The organism is Micromonospora sp. NPDC048040, assembly GCF_055587185.1.
This window is the reverse complement of record NZ_JBVJGT010000010.1, coordinates 1-21,724: the sequence shown is the minus strand read 5'-3', so window position 1 is coordinate 21,724 and position 21,724 is coordinate 1. Positions and strand designations below refer to the sequence as shown.

Here is a 21,724-nt window from a genome sequence, read left to right as displayed (position 1 = left end):
CCACCGGCGGTGCATGGACGGCTGCGCCGGTGGAACCCCGGATCCACTGTCACCGTCATCGGGGAGGCCGGGATGAGCACACTGACGCGACCGCTCAGCGGGGCGCACGAGACGATCCGGGCGTTCACCCGGCGGGTGGATGTCCCGGGGCTCGGGGAGGTCGCCGTCCCGCCGCCGGACAAGCTCGCCTACTACGCGGGCCTCGGGGTGCTCGCCGCGCTCCAGGTCATCGAGTGGCCGCTGGCGCTGGTGATCACCGCCGGCCACCTGCTGGCCGACCAGCACCTGTCCGGGCTGGCGAAGGGGCTCGGGGAGGCGCTGGAAGCGGCCTGAGAGCCGGGTCACCCTTGACCTCAATACGGGTTGAGGTCCGAGGCTGATCCCATGCTGAACGAACCGCTCCGTTCCGAGGCGGGCTCGGCGGATCCCCGGATCCGCGCCCGCCACCGGCCGCTCCGGCTGCCCCGCCCGGGAGGCCGGCGGTGACCGCCACGGCGGCTCCGCCCGTCCCGGTTCCGCCCGCGGCCGGCCTCTTCGCGCCCCGGCTGCGCGCGATGACGGTCGGCAGCGTCGCGCTGGTCTCGCTGCTCGCGTTCGAGGCGCTCGCGGTGGGCACCGCGATGCCGACCGTCGCCCGCAGCCTCGACGGGCTGGCCCTCTACGGGATCGCCTTCGGGGGCCCGTTCGCGGCCGGCGTGCTCGCGATGGTCGCCTCCGGCATCTGGTGCGACGCCCGGGGTCCCAGGGCGCCGATGTGGCACGGGCTCGTCTGGTTCGTGGTGGGGCTGGTCGTCGCCGGCAGTGCCACGGCCATGGGCGCCCTGGTGGCCGGCCGGATCGTGCAGGGGTTCGGTTCCGGCCTGCTCTCGGTGGCGCTCTACGTCATCGTCGGGCAGGCGTACCCGGAGACGCTGCACCGGCGGATCTTCGCGGCGTTCGCCGCCGCGTGGGTCGTACCGTCGCTGGTCGGGCCGGCGCTGGCCGGGCTGATCGTGGAGCACCTCGGCTGGCGGTGGGTCTTCCTGGCGGCGCCGGTGGTGGCGGTGCCGGCGGTGCTGCTGGTCCACCCCGGGCTGCGCGCGATCGGCGCGGCCACGACGACGACGGGACCGCCGGCCGGCGCGGCGGCCCGGATCGGCTGGGCCTGCGGGGCGGGGGTGAGCGCCGCGCTGCTGCACATCGGGGGCCAGCAGCGCGGCGCCACCGCCGCCGGCCTGGTGGCCCTGGCGCTGGTCGGTCTGCTGGTCTGCGCGCCGCGGCTGCTGCCGGCCGGGTTCCTGCGGGCCGGCCGGGGCCTGCCGACGGTGATCGGGCTGCGTGGGCTGGCCTCGGCGGCGTTCGTCGGCGCCGAGGTGGTGATCCCGCTGATGCTCTCCCGGGAGCGTGGGCTGTCGCCGACGGCGGCCGGCCTGGTCCTCACCACCGGCGCGCTCGCCTGGTCGGTGGGCTCCTGGGCGCAGGGGCGGATGCCCGCGCCGCGCTCCCGGGCCACCCTGCCGAGAGCGGGGCTGGCCTGCATCACGGCCGGCATCGCCGTGGTGACGATCGCTGTCGCGCCGGCGGTGCCGGTGTGGGTCGGAGTGCTCGGCTGGGCCGGCGCGGGGCTCGGCATGGGGCTGCTCTACCCCTCGCTATCGGTGCTCACCCTGGAGCTGTCCGCCCCGGGCGAGCAGGGCCGCAACAGCTCGTCCCTGCAACTGGGCGACTCGCTCTTCGCGGCGACCGTGCTGGCGCTCACCGGCGCGGTGCTCGCCGCCGGCGCGGCCCCGGGACCGGGCAGCTACGCCGGCACGCTCGCGGTGGCGAGCGGGCTGGCCCTGGTGGGCGTCCTGCTCGCCGGCAGGGTGGTGCCCGGGGCGTCCGGAGTTCGCGCGTCCGGCTGAACCGCGCCCTGCTGACCGCGCATCCGGCCGGGCCCGGTGCCCGGCCGGATGCGCGGTGGGATGCGTCGGCTCCGGCTTGCCGCCGTCCGGGCCGGGGATGTGGCGTATCGGCCCGGGACGGACGGCGCGGCCGGGAGGATGGGCGGGCGATGAACTTCCTGACCGTCCTGCCGATGGCCGTGGTGATGGTCGCCGGGACCCAGCTGGTCGCGGCGGTCTTCCTCGCCTCGGCCGACCGGCCGCGTGCCGCCTCCCTGGGCTACCTGGCCGGCGCGGGGCTCGTGGTCTCGGGCGGGGTGACGGCGAGCTGGCTGGTCACCCGGGCCGTGAAGGTCAACGTCGGGGCCGGTGGGGGCGGGCGTCGCGCGGTCGAGAGCCGGATCGACGTGGTGGTGCTGGCGCTGCTGGTCGTCCTGGCGGCGGTCGTCTTCCTGCGTCGGCACACCGCGGGCACGCCGAAGTGGATGGGTGGGCTTCAGCGGGCCGGCCCCGGCTACGCGCTGCGGCTCGGCGTGCTGCTCTTCCTGGCCATGCCGTCGGACGACCTCACGATGGTCACCGTGGGGGCGAGCGCCGCCCGGCACGACCTGCCCTGGTGGCACCTGCTGCCGTTCGTCCTGCTCACCCTCGCGCTGCTGGCCCTGCCCCTGCTGGCGCTGCTGCTGCTCGGGCACCGGGCCGCGACGGTGCTGCCCCGGATCCGGGACTGGGCCCGGCAGCACTCCTGGGTGGTCAGCGAGATCGTGATCGGGTTCTTCGTGCTGATGACGGCGGCCGACCTGCTCCGGTGAGCGGGGCACGGCCGGTCACGCCGTGACGGTGGCCGATCTGTTCGGGTGAGCCGGCGCACAGCCGGTCACGCCCGTCGGGGTGGCGCCGTCAGCACCGTGGCCGCGCGGCGGGCGCGGGACGCCGGAGAAGGGGGAAACCATGCGGGTGCTGGTCACCGGGGCGGGCGGTCGGCTCGGGCGGGTGGTGCTGCCGCGGCTGCGCGACGAGGGCTGGAGCGTGCGGGCGACGAGCCGGCGGCCGCGTACCGATCCGTCGGCGGAGTGGGTGGTGGTCGACCTGGCCACCGGGGAAGGGCTGCCCGAGGCGGTGGCCGGCGTGGACGCCGTGCTGCACCTGGCCTCGTCGCCGAACCGGGGGCGGCAGACCCACCGGGTCGACGTGCTCGGCACCCGTCGGCTGGTCGTCGCCGCCGGTCGGGCGGGCGTACGGCACCTCGGCTACGTCTCGATCGTCGGGGTGGACCGGGTCCCGATCCCCTACTACCGGCACAAGCTCGCCGCCGAGCAGGTCGTGGCGGCCGGGCCGGTGCCCTGGACGGTGCTGCGGGCCACCCAGTTCCCCGAGTTCCTCGACGGCATGCTGCGCGGCGCGAGCCGGCTCGGCCCGGTGATCGGCGACCCGGCGGTGCTCGCCCAGCCGGTCGACCCCGGCGAGGTCGCGGGCCGGCTGGTCCAGCGGCTCACGGCCGGTCCGCTGTACGGCGTCGAGGAGTACGGCGGGCCGGAGGTGATCCGCTTCGACGAGGCGGTCCGGGCCTGGAACGCCGCCCGGCGGTCCCGCCGCCCGCTGCTGCCGGTGCGGATCCCGGGGAAGGTCGGCCGCGCCCTGCGCTCCGGCGGCCTGGTCACCGAGGCGACCCCGAAGGGTGCCCGGACCTGGGCCGATCACCTTGCCGACACGTACGGGGGAACCGGCGCAAGATGAACGGCCTGCGCGTTCACGTCCGGCCTACCGTGACGCCATGTTCGCCATGGTCGCCACCGTCATCCTCTACGTCGCCGGGTTCGTCTTCCTGTACGGCGTCATCCGACTCGCCATCCGCCACGCCCTTGAGGAGATGGAGGTGCGCCGGATCCAGGCCGAGCGGGCGGAGGAGTTGGCCGCCGCGCGGGACCGGACGCTGCTCCGCGAGAACGGCTTCCTCACCGGCAGTTGATCGACGTCCGACCGCCCGGTGACCGTTCGCCGGGCGGGCAGTCCCCGGGCCGGGTGACCGGTCCCCGGGACGGGCCGGGCTCCGGTGGGCGGGGCGGGCGGAGCGGTGCGAGGATCGCAGGCGTGATGGGGACGCTGAAGACCGAACCCGCCCGCACCCGGCTCGACCTGCTCGCCCCGCCGGTCGCCGCCGCCATCGGGCAGTGGCCCGCCGACGCTCCGGTGGACGTCGACGACGTGCTGGTGGCGCCGATCGACGCCGAGCTGGCCGACACCGCCGCCTTCTGCGCCGCGTACGAGGTGGGGCTGGACGTGTCGGCCAACTGCGTGGTGGTGGCCGGCAAGCGCGAGGGGGTCGTCCGCTACGCGGCCTGCGTCGTGCTCGCCACCACCCGCGCCGACGTGAACGGGGTGGCCCGCCGGGCGCTCGACGTCCGCAAGGCCAGTTTCGCGCCGATGGCCGACGCGGTGGAGCTGACCGGCATGGAGTACGGCGGCATCACCCCGATCGGCCTGCCGGAGCAGTGGCCGATCCTGGTCGACTCCCGGGTGGTCGCCACGCCGCACGTGATCATCGGGTCCGGCGTACGGCACAGCAAGATCGCGCTGCCGGGGCCGGCGCTCGGCGCGCTGCCCGGCGCCCGCGTGGTGGAGGACCTGGCCCGGCCGGCCTAGCCGCTGACCGGCGTCGATACCGTTGCACGTGAAACATCGGCGTCCGGTCGGGCGGGTCGGTTCAGTCGGCGGACTCGCGGCGCTCCACCTCGGCCAGCGCGGCGAGCAGCGTCTCCGGCTCCTGGGCGCCGGTGATCGCGTACTTGCCGGCCAGGACGAAGGTCGGCACGCTGGTCACCCCGATCTGGCGGGCGGTGGCCAGCTCGGCGGAGACCTCGGCCACCCGCTCGTCGGAGTCGAGGAAGCGGCGCGCCTCCGCCGCGTCCAGGCCGACCTCGCCCGCGAGCGCGGCCAGCGCGTCCCGGGAGCCGACGTCGACCCCGTCGGTGAAGTGGGCGCGGTAGAGCGCGTCGACCGTCTCGGCGGCACGGCCGCGGTCGGTGGCCCAGGAGACCAGCCGGTGCGCGTCGAAGGTGTTCGCCGCGACGGCGCGGTCGAAGTCGAGCTTCAGCCCGGCGCCCGCCGCCACCTCGGTGACGTGTCCGAACATCTGCCGGGCGCGGTCCTGCCCGCCGAACTTGGCGGCCATCGCCTCGACCAGCGGGCGCGGCTCGGTCACCGGCGACGGGTCGAGCTGGTACGGCCGGTAGCGGACGGTCACCTCGCCGTCGTACGACTCCAGGGCCTGCTCCAGCCGACGCTTGCCGATGTAGCACCAGGGGCAGACCACGTCGGCGTAGATCTCGATCTCCATGCCGGTTGACAACCCCCTGGTCAGCCGATCTGTTCCCGGACCTGCCGCTTCAGCCGGGCCAGGATCGCCGTGCCGCCGCGCACCCGCAGCGGGCTGATCGCCTGCGCCAGACCCATCCGCTGGTAGAGGTCGTCGGGGACGGCGAGCACCTCGTCCGGGCTCGCCCCGGCCAGCCCCTCGGCGAGGATGCCGGCGAACGCCCGCGTGGTGGGCGCCTCGGGCGGGCAGTCGAAGAGGGTCTCCACCGTCTTCTCCGGCGTCACCCGGGCGCGCAGGAAGAACGCCGTCTGGCACTCCGGCACCTGCTCCATGCCCTCCCGGTCGGTGGAGCCGGCGGGCAGCGGCGGGACGACGTCGGCGTACTCCAGCAGCATCTCCAGCACCACGTCGCGGGGCGCGGTGGCGAACTCGTCGACGATCTCGGACAGCCGGGACGGCATGGCAGACATGTCTTCGAGGCTACCGCCGGTAGCGGAAGGACCGCGTCCGCTACCGGCGCGTGCGACGGGTCCTTCCGCGCACCTCACACGGTCGGGGCCTGCTCGCTGATCTCGCTCAGCGCCGATTGGGGGTCGAGCTGCATCGCGAGGTCGCCGAGGGAGACGATGCCGACCAGCTTGCGATCGGCGTCGCAGACCAGCACCCGCCGGATGCCCCGCTCCCGCATCAGGGCCGCCGCCTCGGCCGCGGTCGAGTGCTGCTCGATCATCACCACCTCCCGGGTGATGATCGAGCCGATCGTGGTGGCGGCCGGATCGCTGCGTTCGGCCACCGCCCGCACCACGATGTCCCGGTCGGTGAGCATGCCGGCGAGGGTGGCACCGTCGGTGACCACCACGTCGCCGATGTCCGCCTCCTTCATCACCCGGGCCGCCTCGTCCAGGGTGGTCTCGGCGGGCAGGTAGATGACCTGCTTCGTCATCACGTCGCTGACCCGGTAACCGGTCATGAGAGCCTCCAGAGAACATCCGGCCGATCGGACTGCGGTACCCCGTGGCGCGCCCGCTACACGTCGCCGCGCTCCCGGTGCACCTCCGCGACGAGTCGCCCCGCCAGACCGTCCACCGGCAGTTCGACGCGCTCGCCGGAGGCCCGGTCGCGCAGCTCGACGTACCCCTCGGCGAGGCGGCGGCCGACCACGACGGCGCGGGGGATGCCGACCAGCTCCGCGTCGGTGAACTTCACCCCGGCCGAGACGTGCGTCCGGTCGTCGACCAGTACCCGCAGGCCGGCGTCGGCGAGCCGCCCGCCGAGCTCCAGCGCCGCCTCCAGCTGCGGTCCCTTCCCGGCGGCGATCAGGTGTACGTCGCACGGCGCGACCGCCGCCGGCCAGACCAGTCCCCGCTCGTCGTGGTGCTGCTCGGCGATCGCGGCCACCGCCCGGGACACCCCGATGCCGTAGCAGCCCATGGTCGGCCGGACCGGCTTGCCGGCCGGGCCGAGCACGTCGACGGCGAAGACGTCGGTGTAGCGGCGGCCGAGCTGGAAGATGTGCCCGATCTCGATGCCCCGCCGCATGGTCAGCTCACCGGTGCCGCAGGCCGGGCAGGGGTCGCCGGCCCGCACCTCGGCCGCCTCGATCGTGCCGTCCGGGACGAAGTCCCGGCCGCAGACCACCCCGGTCGCGTGCCGGCCCGGCTCGTTCGCGCCGGTCAGCCAGGCGGTGCCCGGCACCACCCGCGGGTCGACCAGGTAGCGGATGCCGAGCTTCGCCATCACCTGCGGGCCGATGTAGCCGCGGACCAGCTCGGGGTGGGCGTCCCAGCCGTCGAAGACGTCCACGGTGGCCGGTGCGACCGCCGCGCCGAGCCGCTTCAGGTCCACCTCGCGGTCGCCGGGCAGCCCCACCACCAGCAGCTCGGCCTCCTCCGCGCCGGGCCGGCGCAGGCGGAGCACCACGTTCTTCAGGGTGTCCGCGGCGGTCCAGTCGTCCCGGCCGCCCAGCCGGCGGGCGTTGGCCAACTCGACCAGGCTGGCGATGGTCGGGGTCTCGGGGGTGTCGTGCACCTGGGCCGCCGGCTGCGCGTCCGGGTCGCCGGCCGGCGGGGCGGGCGTGGTCACCGCCTCGGTGTTCGCGGCGTAGTCGCAGGCGGTGCAGCCGACGAAGGTGTCCTCGCCGACCGGCGTCGCCGCCAGGAACTCCTCCGACGCCGAACCGCCCATCGCCCCCGACGTCGCCCGCACGATCGTGTGCTCCAGCCCGAGCCGGTCGAAGATCCGCCGGTACGCGCCCCGGTGCCGGTCGTACGCCGCCGCCAGCCCCGCGTCGTCGAGGTCGAACGAGTAGGCGTCCTTCATCAGGAACTCGCGCCCGCGCAGCAGGCCGGCCCGGGGCCGGGCCTCGTCCCGGAACTTCGTCTGGATCTGGAAGAGCGTCACCGGGAAGTCCCGGTACGAGGTGAACAGGTCCTTGACCAGCAGCGCGGCCAACTCCTCGTGGGTGGGCGCGAGCAGGTGCTCGGCACCGCGCCGGTCGGCGAAGGTGAAGATGTCGTCGCCGTACTCCGTCCACCGGCCGCTCGTGCGGTACGGCTCCGCCGGCAGCAGCGCCGGGAAGTGCACCTCCTGGTCGCCGATCGCCGTCATCTCCCGCCGGACCACCTCGGTGACCCGGTCCAGCACCAGCTTGCCCAGCGGCAGCCACGTGTAGCCGCCCGGTGCGGCGCGACGGATGTAGCCGGCCCGCAGCAGGAGCCGGTGGCTCGGCACCTCCGCGTCGGCCGGGTCCTCGCGCAGGGTCCGGAGCAGCAGGGTCGACATGCGTAGCAGCATTGGCGCAGCGTACGGCGGGCGTCGACGGGTCGGCGATCCGATTTGTCGCGAGCGAGGAAGATTTTCGCGGCCGGCGGCAACCCCGCCGGACCGGGGTGGCGTCTGGGATGGCGTCACGACCCTGCACCACCTGACCCCCAAGGATCGGCTCGTGTGGACCCTCTCCTGAGTGAGTTCGACTCGTTCGTGCGGACCCGTACCCCCGCGCTGCTGCGGTCGGCGTACCTGCTCACCGGCGACCAGCACCTCGCCGAGGACCTCGTCCAGTCGGCGTTGGCCCGGACCCACCGCTCGTGGAACCGGCTGCACCACAGCGGGAACGCCGAGGCGTACACCCGCAAGACCATGTACCACCTGCAGGTCTCCTGGTGGCGGCGCCGCCGGGTCGCCGAGTCGATGCCGGGCGAGATGCCCGAGCCGCGCGGAGGCGACTCGGCCCCCGACCACGCCCAGCAGACCACGCTCCGGCTCACCCTGCGGGCCGCGTTGCAGAAGCTCTCCGCCAAGCAGCGCGCCGTGCTGGTCCTGCGGTTCTTCGAGGACCGCACCGAGACCGAGGCCGCCGACCTGCTCGGCGTCACCGTCGGCACCGTGAAGAGCCAGACCTCCAAGGCCCTGGCCAAGCTGCGCACCGTCGCCCCGGAACTCGCCGAGCTGTACGTCCTGGAAGGAAGCGCCCGATGAACGACGACCGCCTCCGGCTCGACCTCGCCGACCTCGCCGACGAGGTCAGCCCGGTCGACCTGCGCGACCGGGCCCTGCGTACCTCCCGTCGGCTCGGCATCCAGCGCGCCGTCGCCACCTCCGCCGCCGCCGTGGTGATGCTCGGCGCGGCCACGGGCACCGCGTTCGCGCTGATGCCCCGCGACGGCGGTCCCACCCCGGCGCCGGCCGGCACCCCCTCGACCACCCTCGCCCCGAGCCCGAGCGCGGTGACGCCGACGACCACCGCCTCCCCGGAGGCCACGGTGACCTCCGAGCCGGCGGGGCCGGCCGCGACCATCGGCCGGGTCTTCTACGGCCCGAAGCCCGGTGGGCAGGGTGCGGACCCGGCACGCCTCTGGTCGTTCCGACCGGGCTCCGTTCCCGTCCGGCTCATCCCCGTTCCGAGAATCGCGGCGATCGGCAACGCGGTCGTCTCGCCGGACGGCGAGCGGGTGGCCTGGGTCGACGACTCCTCGTACCTCCACGTCGCCGACGTCGACGGCACAGACGCCCGGACCTACCGCGGCAACCTGGTCGACCCGGACTGCTGGACGCCGGCCTGGGCGCCCGACTCGCAGCGGGTCACCGTGTCGCGGGTCGTCTCGGCCGAACCGAGCATGGTCACCGAGGTCGGGGTGGTCGAGGTGTCGACCGGGAAGTTCACCCGGATCGGTGACCTGCGGGGATGCCACCCGCTCTGGTCCGCCGACGGGAAGGTGCTCGCCTTCCCCGACGGGTCGACGGGGCGGGTCATGTTGACGGACGAGTCCGGGCGGAAGCAGCGGTCCATCCCGAACGTGGGCGGGAACGCCGACGACAGCTGTCTCGACGTCGCCAGCCTCTCCCCGGACGGCTCCCGGATCGCGTTGCGCCTGCGGGGGCCGGACGAGGATTCGGGCGACGTGGCGCGGGAACTCGACGTGAACGCGGTGCTCGACACGCGTACCGGCAGGAAGCTCGACCTGGAACTCGGCGGCCGGAAGCTGCTCCAGGCGTACTTCCAGGCGGACGGGACGCTGGTCGCCAGGGTCGGCGTGGGTGACCGCAACGTGCTCGTGCTGCTCGACGGCGACGGCCGGAAGATCAGCGAGACGCCGGAGCCGACGTTCCTGAAGGGGCAGCAGATCCTGGGCGTCGCCGACTGAGCCGGATCTGCCCTGTCGAAGGCGGGCCACCCCTCCCCGGGGTGGCCCGCCTTTCGCGTCGAGAAAGTTGGCGGAAATTTCTTCCGGCGACCGGCAACCCCGTCCGATCGAGGTGACGTCTGGGATGGCGTCACCGCCGCGCGCCACAATCCACAAAGGACAGAACCATGACCGTTGTCGTCGCCCGCACCGCCCGCAGCACCCAGATCCTCCGGCGGGCCGTGGCCCTTTCGGTGGCCGCCCTGGCCCTCCTCGGCGGCGCGGCCTGCTCCGCCCCGGAGTCGGGGCCGGTCGCCACCCCGGCCACCCCGGCCGACCCGTCGGCCGCCGTCCCGGTGGCCCAGCCGACCGGCTCCTCCACCGTGTCGACCACCGGCAACGGCGGCGCGGCGGGCGGCCCGGCCACCCTCTACTACCTGACCCGCGACGGCGGCAGCCAGTACGTCACCTCGCTGCGCGACGGCAGGGTGACCCGGCACGCGGAGGTGCCGAACGAGCGGTACTGCGTGGGCAACTCGGTCTCGGTGTCGCCCGACGGCCGGCGGGTCGCCTGGGTGACCGGCAACGACCGGGGCGAGGGGCGGCTGACCGTGGCGAACCTGGACGGCTCCGGCCGGAAGACCCTGCCGCAGCGGGTCTACTGCCTCGGCAACCACCCCGCCTGGGCCGGCGACTCCGGCTCGGTGAAGGTGATCCTGGTCGGCTCCGGCACGAAGGGCCTGCTCGACCTGGCGACCGGCGGGTTCACGGCGCAGACGCCGGAGCAGTTTGCCCGGGACACGGTCCGCTCGGCGAACGGCGACTTCCAGGCGTACCGGGCGGACGACCGGATCGTGGTCCGGGACGCCCAGGGCCGGCTGGTCCGTGAGGTCCGGCACGGCGCGGAGACCGAGGAAGGCGGCTTCACCGTCACCGGCGCCTCCGACGACGGCCGCTACGTCGCCGTCGGCCCGCAGGCCACCGATCCCTCGCGGATCGTCTCGGGCTGGACGCTGGTCGACACCGCCACCGGCCGGAACGCGTCGCTGCCGGTCGAGGCCACCCGCGGCCACCTCTCCCTCTTCCTCGGCGCGGGCGGCGCGATGGTGATCCGGGTGCACGAGAACGGCCAGCCCGCCCGGATCCACGAGGTGAGCGCCTCCGGCGAGGTGACCAGCCGCCCGGAGCCGGCGGCGCTGGGCCGCCCGATCGGTCACCGCGCCTGAGGCACGGACGCGTGCGCCGGTCGGACCCGGCGCCCACCGTTCGCCAGGGCCGTCGCGACACGGGGCGCGACGGCCCCGGCGTGTCCGGTGGGACCTCCGCCACGTCGGGCGGTCGGCGCGGTGACGGGTCGGCCGGCCCGGTGACAGACTGGCCGGCGGTCGACCGGGGCGGCAGAGGGAGGCGCGGGTGCGCTGGCGCAGTTTCGTGGCGGTGGGAGACAGCTTCACCGAGGGCATGGACGACGCGTACCCGGACGGCACGTACCGGGGCTGGGCGGATCTCGTGGCCACCCGGCTGGCCGCCGAGGCCGGCCCCGACTTCCGGTACGCGAACCTGGCCATCCGGGGCCGGCTCTTCCCGAACGTGGTGGCCGAGCAGGTGCCGGCGGCGCTCGCGATGAAGCCCGACCTGATCAGCTTCGCCGCCGGCGGCAACGACGTGCTGCGCCGCACCTTCGACCCGGACGCGCTGGTGGCCCGCTTCGACGACGTGGTGCGGGGCCTGCGCTCCGGCGGCGCCGACGTGGTCCTCTTCCGGTTCGCCGACGTGATGGCCCGGTTGCCCGGTCAGCGGCTCGTCGCGCCCCGGGTGCAGCTGCTCAACCGGGCCGTCGGCGAGACGGCCGAGCGGCACGGCGCGATCCTGGTCGACCTGTACGCCGACGACACCTACCTCAACCCGATGTTGTGGAGCACCGACCGGCTGCACCTCTCGGCGGCCGGGCACCGGCGGGTCGCCGGGCAGGTGCTGACCGCGCTCGGCGTGGGCTGCGACGAGGAGTGGCTGATGGTGCCGCCGCACCCGGCGCCGACGCCCTGGCTGGCCGCCCGGGCCGCCGACCTGCGCTGGGCCGGGCAGCACCTGGCGCCGTGGATCAAGCGCCGGCTCACCGGCCGCTCGTCCGGCGACACGGTGACCGCGAAGCGGCCGTCGCTCGGCCCGGTCACGGACTGAGCCGTGCTCACCCTGCACACCGCGCCGCTGCTGCGGACCGCTCCCGACGCCCCGCCGACCGCCGGGGCCGCCGTCGCGGTCCGGGCCGACCGGATCGTCGCGGTCGGGCCGCTGGCCGAGCTGACCGGGACGTACGCCGGGGCCCGGGTCCGCCGGTGGCCGGGCACGCTCGGGCCGGGGCTGCTGCACGACGCCCCGCTGCCGGCCGCCGACACCCCGCGCGAGCGGGTGCACGCGCTGCTGCGTCGGGGAGTGACCGCGGTGCTGGCGGAACACGTGGCCGATCCCGCGCTGCGGGCCGCCGTGGACCGGGGCGACCTGCGGGCGCTGCCCGCGGCCGTGCCGCCGGCGCTGGTGCCGGGCGGTCGCGCGGACCTGGCCGTGTTCGACGCCGACGGCGCCTGCCTGGTGACCGTGGTCGCCGGTCGGATCGCCCACCGCCGCGCCTGACCGCACCCCGCGTCGCTGCCCGCACCCGTCTCCGGCGACCCGGTTGCCGATGGCGGGCCGCCGGCCCGCGATCCGGCGTACCTTGGGGATCATGTCTGTGCCGAGCGATCCCGATCCCCGACTCCAGTCGTACGCGGACCCGCAGCGGCTCGTCACCACCGAGTGGCTGGCCGATCACCTGGGCGACGAGGGCCTCGTCGTCATCGAGTGCGACGAGGACGTGCTGCTCTACGACACCGGGCACATTCCGGGCGCCGTCAAGGTGGACTGGCACACCGAGCTGAACGACCAGGTGACCCGGGACTACCTCGACGCGAGGAGTTTCGCCGAGCTGTGCGCCGCCAAGGGCATCGGCCGGGACGACACGGTCGTCTTCTACGGCGACAACTTCAACTGGTGGGCCGCGTACGCCCTCTGGGTGTTCTCGCTCTTCGGCCACCCGGACGTGCGGCTGCTCGACGGCGGGCGGCAGAAGTGGGCCGCCGAGGGCCGGGAGCTGACCCGGGACAAGCCGTCCCGGCCGCGCGCCGACTACCCGGTGCCGCAGCGCAACGACGCGCCGCTGCGGGCGTACCGGGAGCAGGTGATGGCGCACGTCGCGGCGGGTCGCCCGCTGGTCGACGTCCGGTCGCCGGGCGAGTACACCGGCGAGATGCTGCACATGCCGGACTACCCGCAGGAGGGCGCCGTGCGCGGCGGGCACATCCCGGGCGCGGTGAACAAGCCGTGGAAGTCCGCCGCGAACGACGACGGCACGTTCAAGTCGCCCGACGAGCTGCGGGCGATCTACGCCGACCAGCTCGGGCTCGCCCCGGACGACGACATCGTGGCCTACTGCCGGATCGGCGAGCGGTCGAGCCACACCTGGTTCGTGCTGCGGCACCTGCTGGGCTACCCGCAGGTGCGCAACTACGACGGCTCGTGGACCGAGTGGGGCAACCTGGTCCGGGCCCCCGTCGTGAAGGGCGACCAGCCCGGCGGCCTGCCGAGCTGACGCGCCGGCCGGTCCGGCGGGCTCAGCCGGCGGCGAGGGAGACCGCGCCGTACAGGTTCCGCGTCACGCCGGTGATCTCGACGGTGTCCGGCCGCCAGCGCAGCAGCCCGCCGGGGTTGTGCCGGAGCAGCACCGATCCGTCGCGGTCCCAGCCGAGCACCTCGCAGCAGCCCTTCCAACGCTCCCTGCCCAGGTCGAGCAGGTGGGTCACCACGCCGGTCCGGGCGTTCAGCACCGCGACCCCCTCCAGCGAGCCCGTGTTGCCGATGGTGATCCAGGCGGCCCGGGCCACCAGGTCGCCGCGCTGCCAGCCGCGCCCGTAGAACTCCTCGACCAGGTTGCCGGGGGGCAGCGCGCGGAAGTCGACCGGGCCGCTGCCCCGGTGCGTGCCGCTGCCCGGGTGCGTGCCGTCGCCCCACTCGATCCGCGTCAGGCCCGGCGGCGTACCGCCCAACTCGAGCAGGACGTTCGGCCGGTCGCCCCGACCGGGGTCGGCCGGGTCGCGCAGGTCCGGGGCGGCCGGGTCGGGCGTCACCACGTTCCAGGGCGACACCGGCAGCTTCCGGGCAGCGCCGGTGCGCGGGTCCACCTCGTACGTCGTGGCGTCGTCGCCGACGAGCAGCCGGTCGCCGGACCAGAGGACGTGCTCCAGGTAGCCCTTGAGCGGGAACCGGCGGACCGCCGCGGTGGTCAGGTCGACCACGATCACCTCGTCGGTCTGGGCGAAGGCGGCCGTCCGCCCGTCCCGGGAGAGGCTGCCGGTCTTCAGCGGCACCGCCTCGTTGCCCTCGGCGTCGCGGGTCCGGGCCGGGGTGACGACGTCGAGGTCGCGGACGATGCCGTCGTCGCCGAGCACCCGGATCCGCCCCTCGGCGCCGGTCTGCGGGTCGATCGGCTGGTGCAGCGCCAGCGCCCGACGGACCGGCTTGGCCGAGAGCGTCGCGCCGACCGGGTCGCCGAGCCGGCCCAGCGGGTCACCGGGATAGGCCAGCTCGGCCGGGGGCGTCTGCACGGGCGCGGGGTGCCGGGTCGGGCTCGGCGTCGCGCTGGCGGCCGGTGGCGGCGGGTCGGCGGGACGCAGCGCGATCGCCGTACCGCTGGCGAGCAGCGCGACGGCGAGCGCACCGGCACCGGCGGCGCGGCGGGTACGCCGGACCCGCCGGGCCCGTTCCCAGCCCGCCGTCGCCGGCTGTGCCGGCCGGACGTCCTCGGCGGCCAGGGTCAGCAGTCGGGTCAGTTCCTCTTCCTTCACGACTTCACCTCCATCCCGCTCGCCAGGCCGTCGTCGCGGCCCAGTTCCGGCGCTACCTCGCGGAGCCGGCGCAGCGCCGCGTGGCACTGGCTCTTCACGGTGCCGACGGTGACGCCGAGGGCCTCGGCGGTGGCCGCCTCGGTGAGGTCCTCGAAGTAGCGCAGCACCAGCACCGCCCGCTGCCGGGGCGGCAGGTGGTCGAGCGCGTCGCGCAGCGCGAGCCGCAGCGCCCCGTCGCCCTCCTGCGCCGCCCGTTCCGGCGGGTACGCGCTCAGCCACTCCCGTCGGCGGCGCCGCCACCAGGAGACGGCGTCGCGGTAGAGGATGGCCCGCACGTACGCGGCCGGGTCGCCGTGCCGCACGGTGGGCCAGCGCAGGGCGAGCTTGAGCAGCGCGTCCTGGAGCAGGTCCTCGGCCTGGTGCCGGTTGCCGCAGACCAGGTAGGCCGCGCGTAGCAGCCGGTGCTGGTGGCACTCGACGAAGGTGACGTAGCCGTCCCGTCCGTCGTCGGTCGTCGCCGGTCCCATCCGCCCTCCCTCCGGCCGGCCGTCGCGCGAGGCGTCACCTGGCAGACGCACGGGCCCCCGGAAAAGGTTGGGCGCCCCCGGCACCAGGTTCCGATGCGCCCCTCCGGCCGCACCACCGGGAGCGGAGGCCCGGCTAGTCTGCGTCGATGGCACAGGTGTGGCGGGACTGGGGCGGCGTCCTGCTCGCCGTGCTCGCCGGGCTGCCCCTGCCGGTCCTGGCCACCGCCGTGCTCGCCCGCCGCCGGCGGGACGCCGCGACCGCGCGGGAGGCGTGGCGGCGCAGCGTCGCCGAGGTGGGCGCGGTGGCCGGCACCCTGCCCTGGGTGTGGATGATCCTCACCCCGCGCGACGCGCCCCGCCAGGTCGACGCGGTGCCGCTGCGGGACCTGGTCGACCTGCTGACCGGGCCGCTGGCGACCGCCGTGGTCCAGGTGGTCGGCAACCTGCTGGTCTTCGCCGCCCTGGGCTTCTTCGCCCCGGTACGGCTGGCCGCGCTGGCCGGCGTCGGCCGGCTGTTCCTGCTCGGCGCGGCCGGCTCCGTGCTGGTCGAGTCGGTGCAGTACGCGCTCGACCTCGGCCGGGTCTCCTCGGTCGACGACGTGCTGCTCAACGCGACGGGTGCCGCCCTGGCCGGCCTGCTGTCGCGGCGGTGGTGGGCGGGGCGGCGGCCGGCACCGGCGCGGCCGGTCGCAGCACCCGCCACGCCGCGAGGGTGACCAGCACGAAGACCCCGGCCACCGCCGCCGCCACCGGCCCGACCCCGTACGCCGCCCCGGCCAGCCCGGCGAGCGCCGCCCCGACCGGTGCGGTGAGCAGGCCGACCATCCGCTGGGCGGAACCCACCCGGCCGAGCAGGTGGGCCGGCACGTGACCCTGCCCGTACGCGGCCCACAGGCTGTTCCACACCGTGGTGCCGGCCGCGAAGACGGCCAGCGCCAGCCCGCCGGGCAGCGGGTGCCGGGCCAGCGCGAGCCCGGTCAGCGCGACGGCCTGGGCGGCGAGCACGGCGCGGAGCGCGGGCACCGTGCCGAGTCGGGCGGCCAGCCTGCCCGCCCCCAGCCCCCCGGCGAGCCCGCCGAGGACGGCCGCCGCGGCGAACAGCCCGTACCCGGCGGGCGGCACCCGCAGCACGTCGAGCGCGTAGAGCACCAGCACCGCCAGCAACCCGCTGATCGCCAGGTTGCTCCCGGCGGTCAGCACGGTGATCCGCCACAGCAGCACATCCCCGCGCACCCACCGCACACCCTCGAAGACCTCCCGCCACACCGCCCCCTTCCGCCCGCCGCGCCCCCGCCCCCGCCCGCTCTCCGCGATCTTGCGGTTGTGGTCGTCGCTCTGCGGTGCGCTGGCGGGTCTGTCCGAAGACCGCGGAGAGTGGGGGCGGGTCGGGCGCAGGGTGAGGGTGAGGAGGGCGGCGGCGGCGAAGGTGAGGGCGTCGAGGGCGAACGGCAGGGGCGCGGCGAGGGCGAAGAGCACGCCGGCGGCGGGGGCGCCGAGGAAGCCCCCGGCCACCGCCGTGCCGGCCTGGAGGCGGCCGTTGGCGTGGGACAGGGCGGCCGGCGGCACGACCGACGGCAGCATCGCGAACGCGGCCGCGTCGAACAGGGTGCCGAGCGCGGCGAGCAGGAACGCCGCCGCCACCAGCGCCGCGACGCCGGCCCGGTCGAGGGCGACCGCGACCGCCAGCCCGCCCACCACGGCGGCGCGCAGCCCGTCCACCGCCGCCATCGTGCGGCGGCGGTCCCAGCGGTCCGCGTACACGCCGCCGAGCAGGCCGAACAGCAGCGGCGGGAGCTGCCCGGCCACGGTCACCGCCGCGATCACCCGGGGATCGCGGGTCAGCGTCGCGGCCAGCAGCGCCAGTGCCGGCGTACGCAGGGCGTCGCCGAGGCGCGAGGACACGGCGGCGGACCAGAGCAGCCGGTAGTCACGGCCGAGCGGGGATGCGGTCATGACGGCGAGCCTCGGGGGTCGACCGGGTCGAGGGTCAAGCCGCCGGGAAAGGGGGACGCGCGTGTCGGTGATCATCGGTACGGTGGGCGCCGGCATCGGACCGGGGAGCACTCCAGCGTGGACCACACCTTCCAGGTCGACCTCCGTGGCGTGGTCGACCTGCTCAGTCACCACCTCTACGGCAGCCCGCGGGTGTACGTCCGCGAGCTGCTGCAGAACGCCGTCGACGCGATCACCGCGCGTCGCGCGACCGACCCCGACGCGCCCGCGTTGGTGCGCGTCGAGCCTCCGGAGCTGACCGGCGACGGCACGCTGCGGGTGCACGACACCGGCATCGGCCTCACCGAGGCGCAGGTGCACGAGCTGCTCGCCACCATCGGCCGCAGCTCCAAGCGCGACGAGCTGGGCTTCTCCCGGCACGAGTTCCTCGGCCAGTTCGGCATCGGCCTGCTCTCCTGCTTCCTGGTGGCCGACGAGATCCGGGTGGTCACCCAGCACGGCGACCACCCGACGGTGCACTGGACGGGTCACTCCGATGGCCGGTACGCCGTCGAGCTGGCCCCGCCCGGCGCCGGGCGGGCCGAGCCGGGCACCACGGTGACGCTGGTGCCGCGCCGCGATGCCGACCAGTGGTTCGGCACCCCGACGGTGGTCGACCTGGCCCGGCTCTTCGGCTCGCTGCTGCCGGTCACCGTCCGGGTCGGCGACGTGGTGACCACCGGCGGCCCGCCGCCCTGGCCGGCCACCCCGGGCGCGCCGGTCGACCGGGCCGCGCTGGTCCGCCACGCCCGGGAGACGCTCGGCTTCGACCCCTTCGACGTGCTGCCGCTGTCGGTGCCGGAGGCCGGCCTGACCGGGGCGGCCTTCATCCTGCCGAACCCGGTGAACCCGGCGTCCCGGGCCGGCCACAAGGTCTACCTCAAGCGGATGCTGCTCACCGAGCACGCCGACGGGCTGCTGCCGGACTGGGCCTTCTTCGCGCACTGCGTGATGGACGCCAGCGAGCTGCGGCCGACGGCCAGCCGGGAGGCGCTCTACGAGGACGGCCTGCTCGCGGCGACCCGCGAGGCCCTCGGCGACCAGGTGCGCGGGTGGCTGGTCCGGCTCGCCAAGCACGATCCGCGGCGGCTCGCCGAGTTCCTCCAGGTGCACCACCTCGGGGTGAAGGCGCTCGCCCTGCACGACGACGAGATGCTCCGCCTGGTCGACCAGTGGTGGCCGATGGACACCAACGTCGGCACCCTCACCCTGGCCGAGTTCCGGCAGCGGCACGGCGTGGTCCGCTACGCGGCCAGCCTGGACGAGTTCCGTCAGCTCGCCGCCGTCGCCGCCGCGCAGGACCTGGCGGTGGTGAACGCCGGATACACCTACGACACGGAGCTGATCGAGCGGCTGCCCACGGTGGACCGTTCCGTGCTGATCGAGCGGCTGGAGCCCAGCGACCTGACCACCCGCTTCGACAGCCTCGACCCGCAGGTCGAGTTGGCCCTGCGGCCGTTCCTCACCGGCGCCCAGCGGGCCCTGGAACGGCTCGGCTGCGAGGTGGTGGTCCGGGCGTACGACCCGGTCTCGCTGCCGGCGCTCTACCTGGTGAGCCGGTCGGCGGCGTTCAACGACCAGCTCGCGGCGACCCGGGACCGGGCCGACGAGCTGTGGGGCGGGGTGCTCGACGCGCTCGCCGCCTCCGCGCCGCCGGACCGGCCACAACTGGTGCTCAACCACCGCAACCCGCTGGTCCGCCGGGTCACCACGTTGACCGACCCGGAGCTGGCCGGGCTGGCCGTGGAGGCGCTCTACGGGCAGGCGCTGCTGCTCGGGCACCATCCGATCCGCGCGGCCGACGCCGCGCTGCTGAACAGTTCCTTCCTCGGCCTGCTCGGCCGGGCCGTGCCGGGACAGGAGTGAGTGTGAGCACCGAAGACGAGGACCTGTGGCGGGTGCTCCGCGAGGTCGGCAACATGCCGTACGGCGCGGGGCAGATCGCCGCCATCGAGCAGCTGCTGCGCCGGGTGGACGCCGGCGACGACCGGGAGCTGGCCTTCGTGACCCGGATGCAGGCCACCACCGCGTACGTCTACGGCGGTGAGCCGGCCAAGTCCTTCGTCACCTTCTCGTGGTGCCTGGCCGAGTTCGACCGCGACCCGCAGCCCTACCACCCGCGCTACGCCCACCAGCTGCTCTGGCACGTCAAGTACATGGTCACCGGCCTGCTCCGGTTCCCCGAGGTGCCGCTGGACCGCACCTACGCGGTGCTCGACGACATGGAGCGCCGCTACCGGGAAGGCGGCCACAGCCTCCAGGCCGTCCACAAGCACCGGTTCCTGGTCGCGGACCACCTGGGCGACGCCGACGCGGCCGCGCACTGGTACCGGCTCTGGCAGACCACCCCCCGCGACGAGCTGTCCGACTGCGCCGGCTGCGACCCGACGACGCAGGTGCAGTACCTCGCCGACACCGGCCGGCACGCCGAGGCGGTCGCGCTGGCGGAGCCGGTCCTCGCCGGCCGGCTGAGCTGCACCGAGCAGCCGCAGGCCATCCTCACCGCGCTGCTGGTGCCGTACCTGCGCACGGAGCGCGGGGAGGAGGCGCGCGACGCCCACCGGGAGGCGTACCGCCGGCTGCGGGGCAACCTCTCGGACCTGTGGGACATCGGCAACCACGTCGAGTTCTGCACGTTGACCGGGAACGACGCCCGCGCGGTGGAGATCGTCGAGCGGCACCTGGACTGGCTGGACCGGGCGCCCTCGCCGGCCGCCGCCATGCACTTCGCCGCGGCCGGCGCCGCCGCGCTGCGCCGGGCCGGCGAGCTGACCGTCTACCGGCGGGCGGCCGGCGACCGGCCGGCCGGGGAGATCACGGCGTCCGCGCTCGCCGCCGAGCTGACCGGCACCGCGACCGCGCTGGCCGCCCGGTTCGACGCCCGCAACGGCACCTCGTACCAGTCCGAGTGGGTGGCCCGTCGGCTCGCCGCCGAGCCGACGGGTGCGCACCTGCCGCTCTCGGCCAGCCTGCGCCGTCGGCCCGTCCGGCCGGCGACGGCCGGTCCGGCCGTCGCGGCCGACCGCGCCCCGGCACCGGGTGCCGCAGGCCCCGCCAGCGTCCCGGTGCCGGCCGACGCCGGCGCCGACGAGCTGCTCGACTTCGCCGAGGAGCGGCTGCGCCGCCACGACCGCGAGGCGTTCCGGGCCGCGCTGGCCGCCTGGGACGACCGGTTCGGCGCCGGGGAACTCCCGGCGGGGACGGCGGCCCACCGGTTGGAGTTGCGTGCCGCCGAGCTGGGCGACGAGGACGCGCCGGCCACGGTCGAGGCCCACCGGGCGGCGATCGCGGCGTACCGGGAGCTGGGTGACGAGGTGCGGGCGCAGGTCGTCGCCGGGCGGCTCGGCGTGCTGCTGGCCATGGCCGACGAGAGCGCGGACGAGGGGCTGGAGCTGGTCCGGGCGTCCGCCGACGCGCTGGACCGGCGGGGCGACGACCGGCAGCGGGTCGCCGGGCTGGACCGGGTCGCGCTGGCGCTCATGCACCGGGAGCGCTGGGCGGAGGCGCTCGACGCCCTCGACCGGGTGCCGGCCGAGGCGGGCGGCGATCCGTGGCTGGCCGCCCGGATCGCGCTGCACCGGGCCCACACGCTCGAACAGCTCGGCCGGGAGGCGGACGCCCGGGCCGCCGCCCACCGGGCCCGTGACCTCGGCCGTGACCTCGGTCTCGGCGACGTCGTCACCGCCGCCTGCCTGGCGTACGCCCGGACGGCCGACGATCCGGCCGAGGCGGTCGACGCCTGCGACGAGGCGCTGCGGGTGGCGCCGACGGAGGCGTGGCTGCCGGTCCGGGTCGCCCGGGCGCGGGCGCTGATGACCGCCGGCCGGGCCGCCGACGCGGTGGACGACTTCGCCGAGGCGGTGACCCTCTGCGTCGAGCGGGGCGCGGAGGGGGACGCCTTCCTGCGCTGGGAGTTGGCGAACGCGTACCGGGTCGCGGGCCGGTTGGGCGAGGCGGCCGAGGTCGCGGAGGAGGCGGTGCTCGGGCTCGACCGGCTCGGCGCGCAGGCCGAGGCGGACCGGTGCCGGCACCTGCTGGCCGGCGTCTACGAGGGGCTGGGCGAGATCGACCCGGCGCTCGCCCTGCTCGACCAGCTCGCCGAGAACCTGGACGGACCGGACAACCTCCCGCACCGGGCGCAGGTGCTGGAGGAGGCCGGCGGAATTCTCTACGGCGCCGACCGGGACGCGCTGGCGGCGGGGCGGTTCGCGGCGGCGGCGACCGCGTACCGGCAGGCCGACCTGCCGCTCGACGAGCTCCGGGCCCGCCGCCGGCAGGCGTACGCGGAGTTCTGGGCGGGCGACGAGGCGACGGCCCTGCGCACCGTCGAGCTGCTGGACACGATGGCGGCGGGGGGGGGGGGGGGGGGGGGGGAGAAGAAGGGGGGGGGGGGGGGGAAGGAGGGTGGGGGGGGGGGGGGGGGGGGGGTGGGGGGGTGAGGGGGGGGGGGGGGGGAGGAGGGGGGGGCAGGGGGGGGGGGGGAGGGGGGAGGAGAGGCCGGGTCGCTCGACGGTCCGTCGCTGTACCC

22 protein-coding genes are annotated in these 21,724 nt (G+C 75.6%); 15 read left to right on the top strand and 7 right to left on the bottom strand.

Annotated features, from left to right (window positions below; translation table 11 throughout):
• Nucleotides 1–72: 72 nt before the first annotated feature.
• The 6 genes from ACZ6O2_RS13105 to ACZ6O2_RS13080 all read left to right on the top strand — a co-directional run bounded on the left by ACZ6O2_RS13105 (nt 73) and on the right by ACZ6O2_RS13080 (nt 4,505).
• A complete protein-coding gene (locus tag ACZ6O2_RS13105; protein WP_466022984.1) occupies nt 73–333 on the top strand; it encodes a hypothetical protein in 261 nt (86 codons plus the stop codon).
• Between the two features lie 149 nt (nt 334–482).
• On the top strand, nt 483–1,883 hold the full coding sequence (locus ACZ6O2_RS13100) for an MFS transporter (protein WP_466022983.1): 1,401 nt from the start codon (nt 483–485) through the stop codon (nt 1,881–1,883).
• A 149-nt stretch (nt 1,884–2,032) separates the two neighbouring features.
• A complete protein-coding gene (locus ACZ6O2_RS13095) occupies nt 2,033–2,674 on the top strand; it encodes a GAP family protein (RefSeq protein WP_466022982.1) in 642 nt (213 codons plus the stop codon).
• Between the two features lie 139 nt (nt 2,675–2,813).
• Nucleotides 2,814–3,599, top strand: a complete 786-nt coding sequence (locus ACZ6O2_RS13090) for an SDR family oxidoreductase (protein ID WP_466022981.1) — start codon at nt 2,814–2,816, stop codon at nt 3,597–3,599.
• 37 nt (nt 3,600–3,636) lie between these two features.
• Nucleotides 3,637–3,831, top strand: a complete 195-nt coding sequence (locus ACZ6O2_RS13085) for a hypothetical protein (protein ID WP_350702403.1) — start codon at nt 3,637–3,639, stop codon at nt 3,829–3,831.
• Between the two features lie 125 nt (nt 3,832–3,956).
• Nucleotides 3,957–4,505, top strand: coding sequence for a YbaK/EbsC family protein (locus ACZ6O2_RS13080; RefSeq protein ID WP_350702718.1), 549 nt, complete (start codon nt 3,957–3,959; stop codon nt 4,503–4,505).
• 61 nt (nt 4,506–4,566) lie between these two features.
• Here ACZ6O2_RS13080 and ACZ6O2_RS13075 read toward each other — a convergent pair whose 3' ends face one another.
• The 4 genes from ACZ6O2_RS13075 to ACZ6O2_RS13060 form a co-directional block, all read right to left on the bottom strand.
• Nucleotides 4,567–5,199: a DsbA family oxidoreductase gene (locus ACZ6O2_RS13075; RefSeq protein WP_350702401.1), complete on the bottom strand. Its 633-nt coding sequence runs from the start codon at nt 5,197–5,199 to the stop codon at nt 4,567–4,569.
• A gap of 20 nt (nt 5,200–5,219) precedes the next feature.
• Nucleotides 5,220–5,648, bottom strand: a complete 429-nt coding sequence (locus tag ACZ6O2_RS13070) for a SufE family protein (protein ID WP_350702399.1) — start codon at nt 5,646–5,648, stop codon at nt 5,220–5,222.
• Nucleotides 5,649–5,722: 74 nt separating this feature from the next.
• Nucleotides 5,723–6,148: a CBS domain-containing protein gene (locus ACZ6O2_RS13065; protein WP_350702398.1), complete on the bottom strand. Its 426-nt coding sequence runs from the start codon at nt 6,146–6,148 to the stop codon at nt 5,723–5,725.
• A gap of 56 nt (nt 6,149–6,204) precedes the next feature.
• Entirely contained in the window at nt 6,205–7,971 is a 1,767-nt protein-coding gene (locus tag ACZ6O2_RS13060; protein WP_466022980.1) for a proline--tRNA ligase, read from the bottom strand.
• A gap of 153 nt (nt 7,972–8,124) precedes the next feature.
• Here ACZ6O2_RS13060 and ACZ6O2_RS13055 point away from each other — a divergent pair, with 153 nt between their 5' ends.
• The 6 genes from ACZ6O2_RS13055 (at nt 8,125) to ACZ6O2_RS13030 (ending at nt 13,425) form a co-directional block, all read left to right on the top strand.
• Nucleotides 8,125–8,655 (top strand): SigE family RNA polymerase sigma factor, encoded by a 531-nt coding sequence (locus ACZ6O2_RS13055; RefSeq protein ID WP_350702394.1) that lies wholly within the window; start codon nt 8,125–8,127, stop codon nt 8,653–8,655.
• Nucleotides 8,652–9,821, top strand: a complete 1,170-nt coding sequence (locus ACZ6O2_RS13050; RefSeq protein ID WP_466022979.1) for a TolB family protein — start codon at nt 8,652–8,654, stop codon at nt 9,819–9,821. Before ACZ6O2_RS13055 ends, ACZ6O2_RS13050 begins: the two co-directional genes overlap by 4 nt.
• A 167-nt stretch (nt 9,822–9,988) precedes the next feature.
• On the top strand, nt 9,989–11,026 hold the full coding sequence (locus ACZ6O2_RS13045; RefSeq protein WP_466022978.1) for a hypothetical protein: 1,038 nt from the start codon (nt 9,989–9,991) through the stop codon (nt 11,024–11,026).
• 187 nt (nt 11,027–11,213) lie between these two features.
• Nucleotides 11,214–11,981, top strand: coding sequence for an SGNH/GDSL hydrolase family protein (locus ACZ6O2_RS13040; protein WP_350702390.1), 768 nt, complete (start codon nt 11,214–11,216; stop codon nt 11,979–11,981).
• 3 nt (nt 11,982–11,984) lie between these two features.
• The gene (locus ACZ6O2_RS13035) at nt 11,985–12,431 is read left to right on the top strand and encodes an imidazolonepropionase-like domain-containing protein (RefSeq protein WP_350702388.1); all 447 of its coding nucleotides are present in this window, start codon (nt 11,985–11,987) and stop codon (nt 12,429–12,431) included.
• Between the two features lie 91 nt (nt 12,432–12,522).
• Nucleotides 12,523–13,425 (top strand): sulfurtransferase, encoded by a 903-nt coding sequence (locus ACZ6O2_RS13030; protein ID WP_466022977.1) that lies wholly within the window; start codon nt 12,523–12,525, stop codon nt 13,423–13,425.
• 22 nt (nt 13,426–13,447) lie between these two features.
• Here ACZ6O2_RS13030 and ACZ6O2_RS13025 read toward each other — a convergent pair whose 3' ends face one another.
• The gene (locus ACZ6O2_RS13025; RefSeq protein ID WP_466022976.1) at nt 13,448–14,677 is read right to left on the bottom strand and encodes a hypothetical protein; all 1,230 of its coding nucleotides are present in this window, start codon (nt 14,675–14,677) and stop codon (nt 13,448–13,450) included.
• On the bottom strand, nt 14,674–15,204 hold the full coding sequence (locus ACZ6O2_RS13020; RefSeq protein ID WP_350702382.1) for a SigE family RNA polymerase sigma factor: 531 nt from the start codon (nt 15,202–15,204) through the stop codon (nt 14,674–14,676). Before ACZ6O2_RS13020 ends, ACZ6O2_RS13025 begins: the two co-directional genes overlap by 4 nt.
• A 146-nt stretch (nt 15,205–15,350) precedes the next feature.
• Between ACZ6O2_RS13020 and ACZ6O2_RS13015 the strand changes: the two genes are divergently transcribed.
• A complete protein-coding gene (locus ACZ6O2_RS13015; RefSeq protein WP_466022975.1) occupies nt 15,351–15,920 on the top strand; it encodes a VanZ family protein in 570 nt (189 codons plus the stop codon).
• On the opposite strand, the gene ACZ6O2_RS13010 is transcribed toward ACZ6O2_RS13015, so the two are convergent.
• Nucleotides 15,811–17,157 carry an MFS transporter gene (locus ACZ6O2_RS13010; RefSeq protein WP_466022974.1) on the bottom strand — a complete coding sequence of 449 codons (1,347 nt, stop codon included), beginning with the start codon at nt 17,155–17,157 and terminating at the stop codon, nt 15,811–15,813. The genes ACZ6O2_RS13015 and ACZ6O2_RS13010 overlap by 110 nt on opposite strands.
• A gap of 117 nt (nt 17,158–17,274) precedes the next feature.
• Between ACZ6O2_RS13010 and ACZ6O2_RS13005 the strand changes: the two genes are divergently transcribed.
• Both ACZ6O2_RS13005 and ACZ6O2_RS13000 read left to right on the top strand, forming a co-directional pair.
• On the top strand, nt 17,275–19,062 hold the full coding sequence (locus ACZ6O2_RS13005; RefSeq protein WP_466022973.1) for an HSP90 family protein: 1,788 nt from the start codon (nt 17,275–17,277) through the stop codon (nt 19,060–19,062).
• A 2-nt stretch (nt 19,063–19,064) separates the two neighbouring features.
• Nucleotides 19,065–21,635 carry a hypothetical protein gene (locus ACZ6O2_RS13000; RefSeq protein ID WP_466022972.1) on the top strand — a complete coding sequence of 857 codons (2,571 nt, stop codon included), beginning with the start codon at nt 19,065–19,067 and terminating at the stop codon, nt 21,633–21,635.
• Nucleotides 21,636–21,724 lie beyond the last annotated feature (89 nt).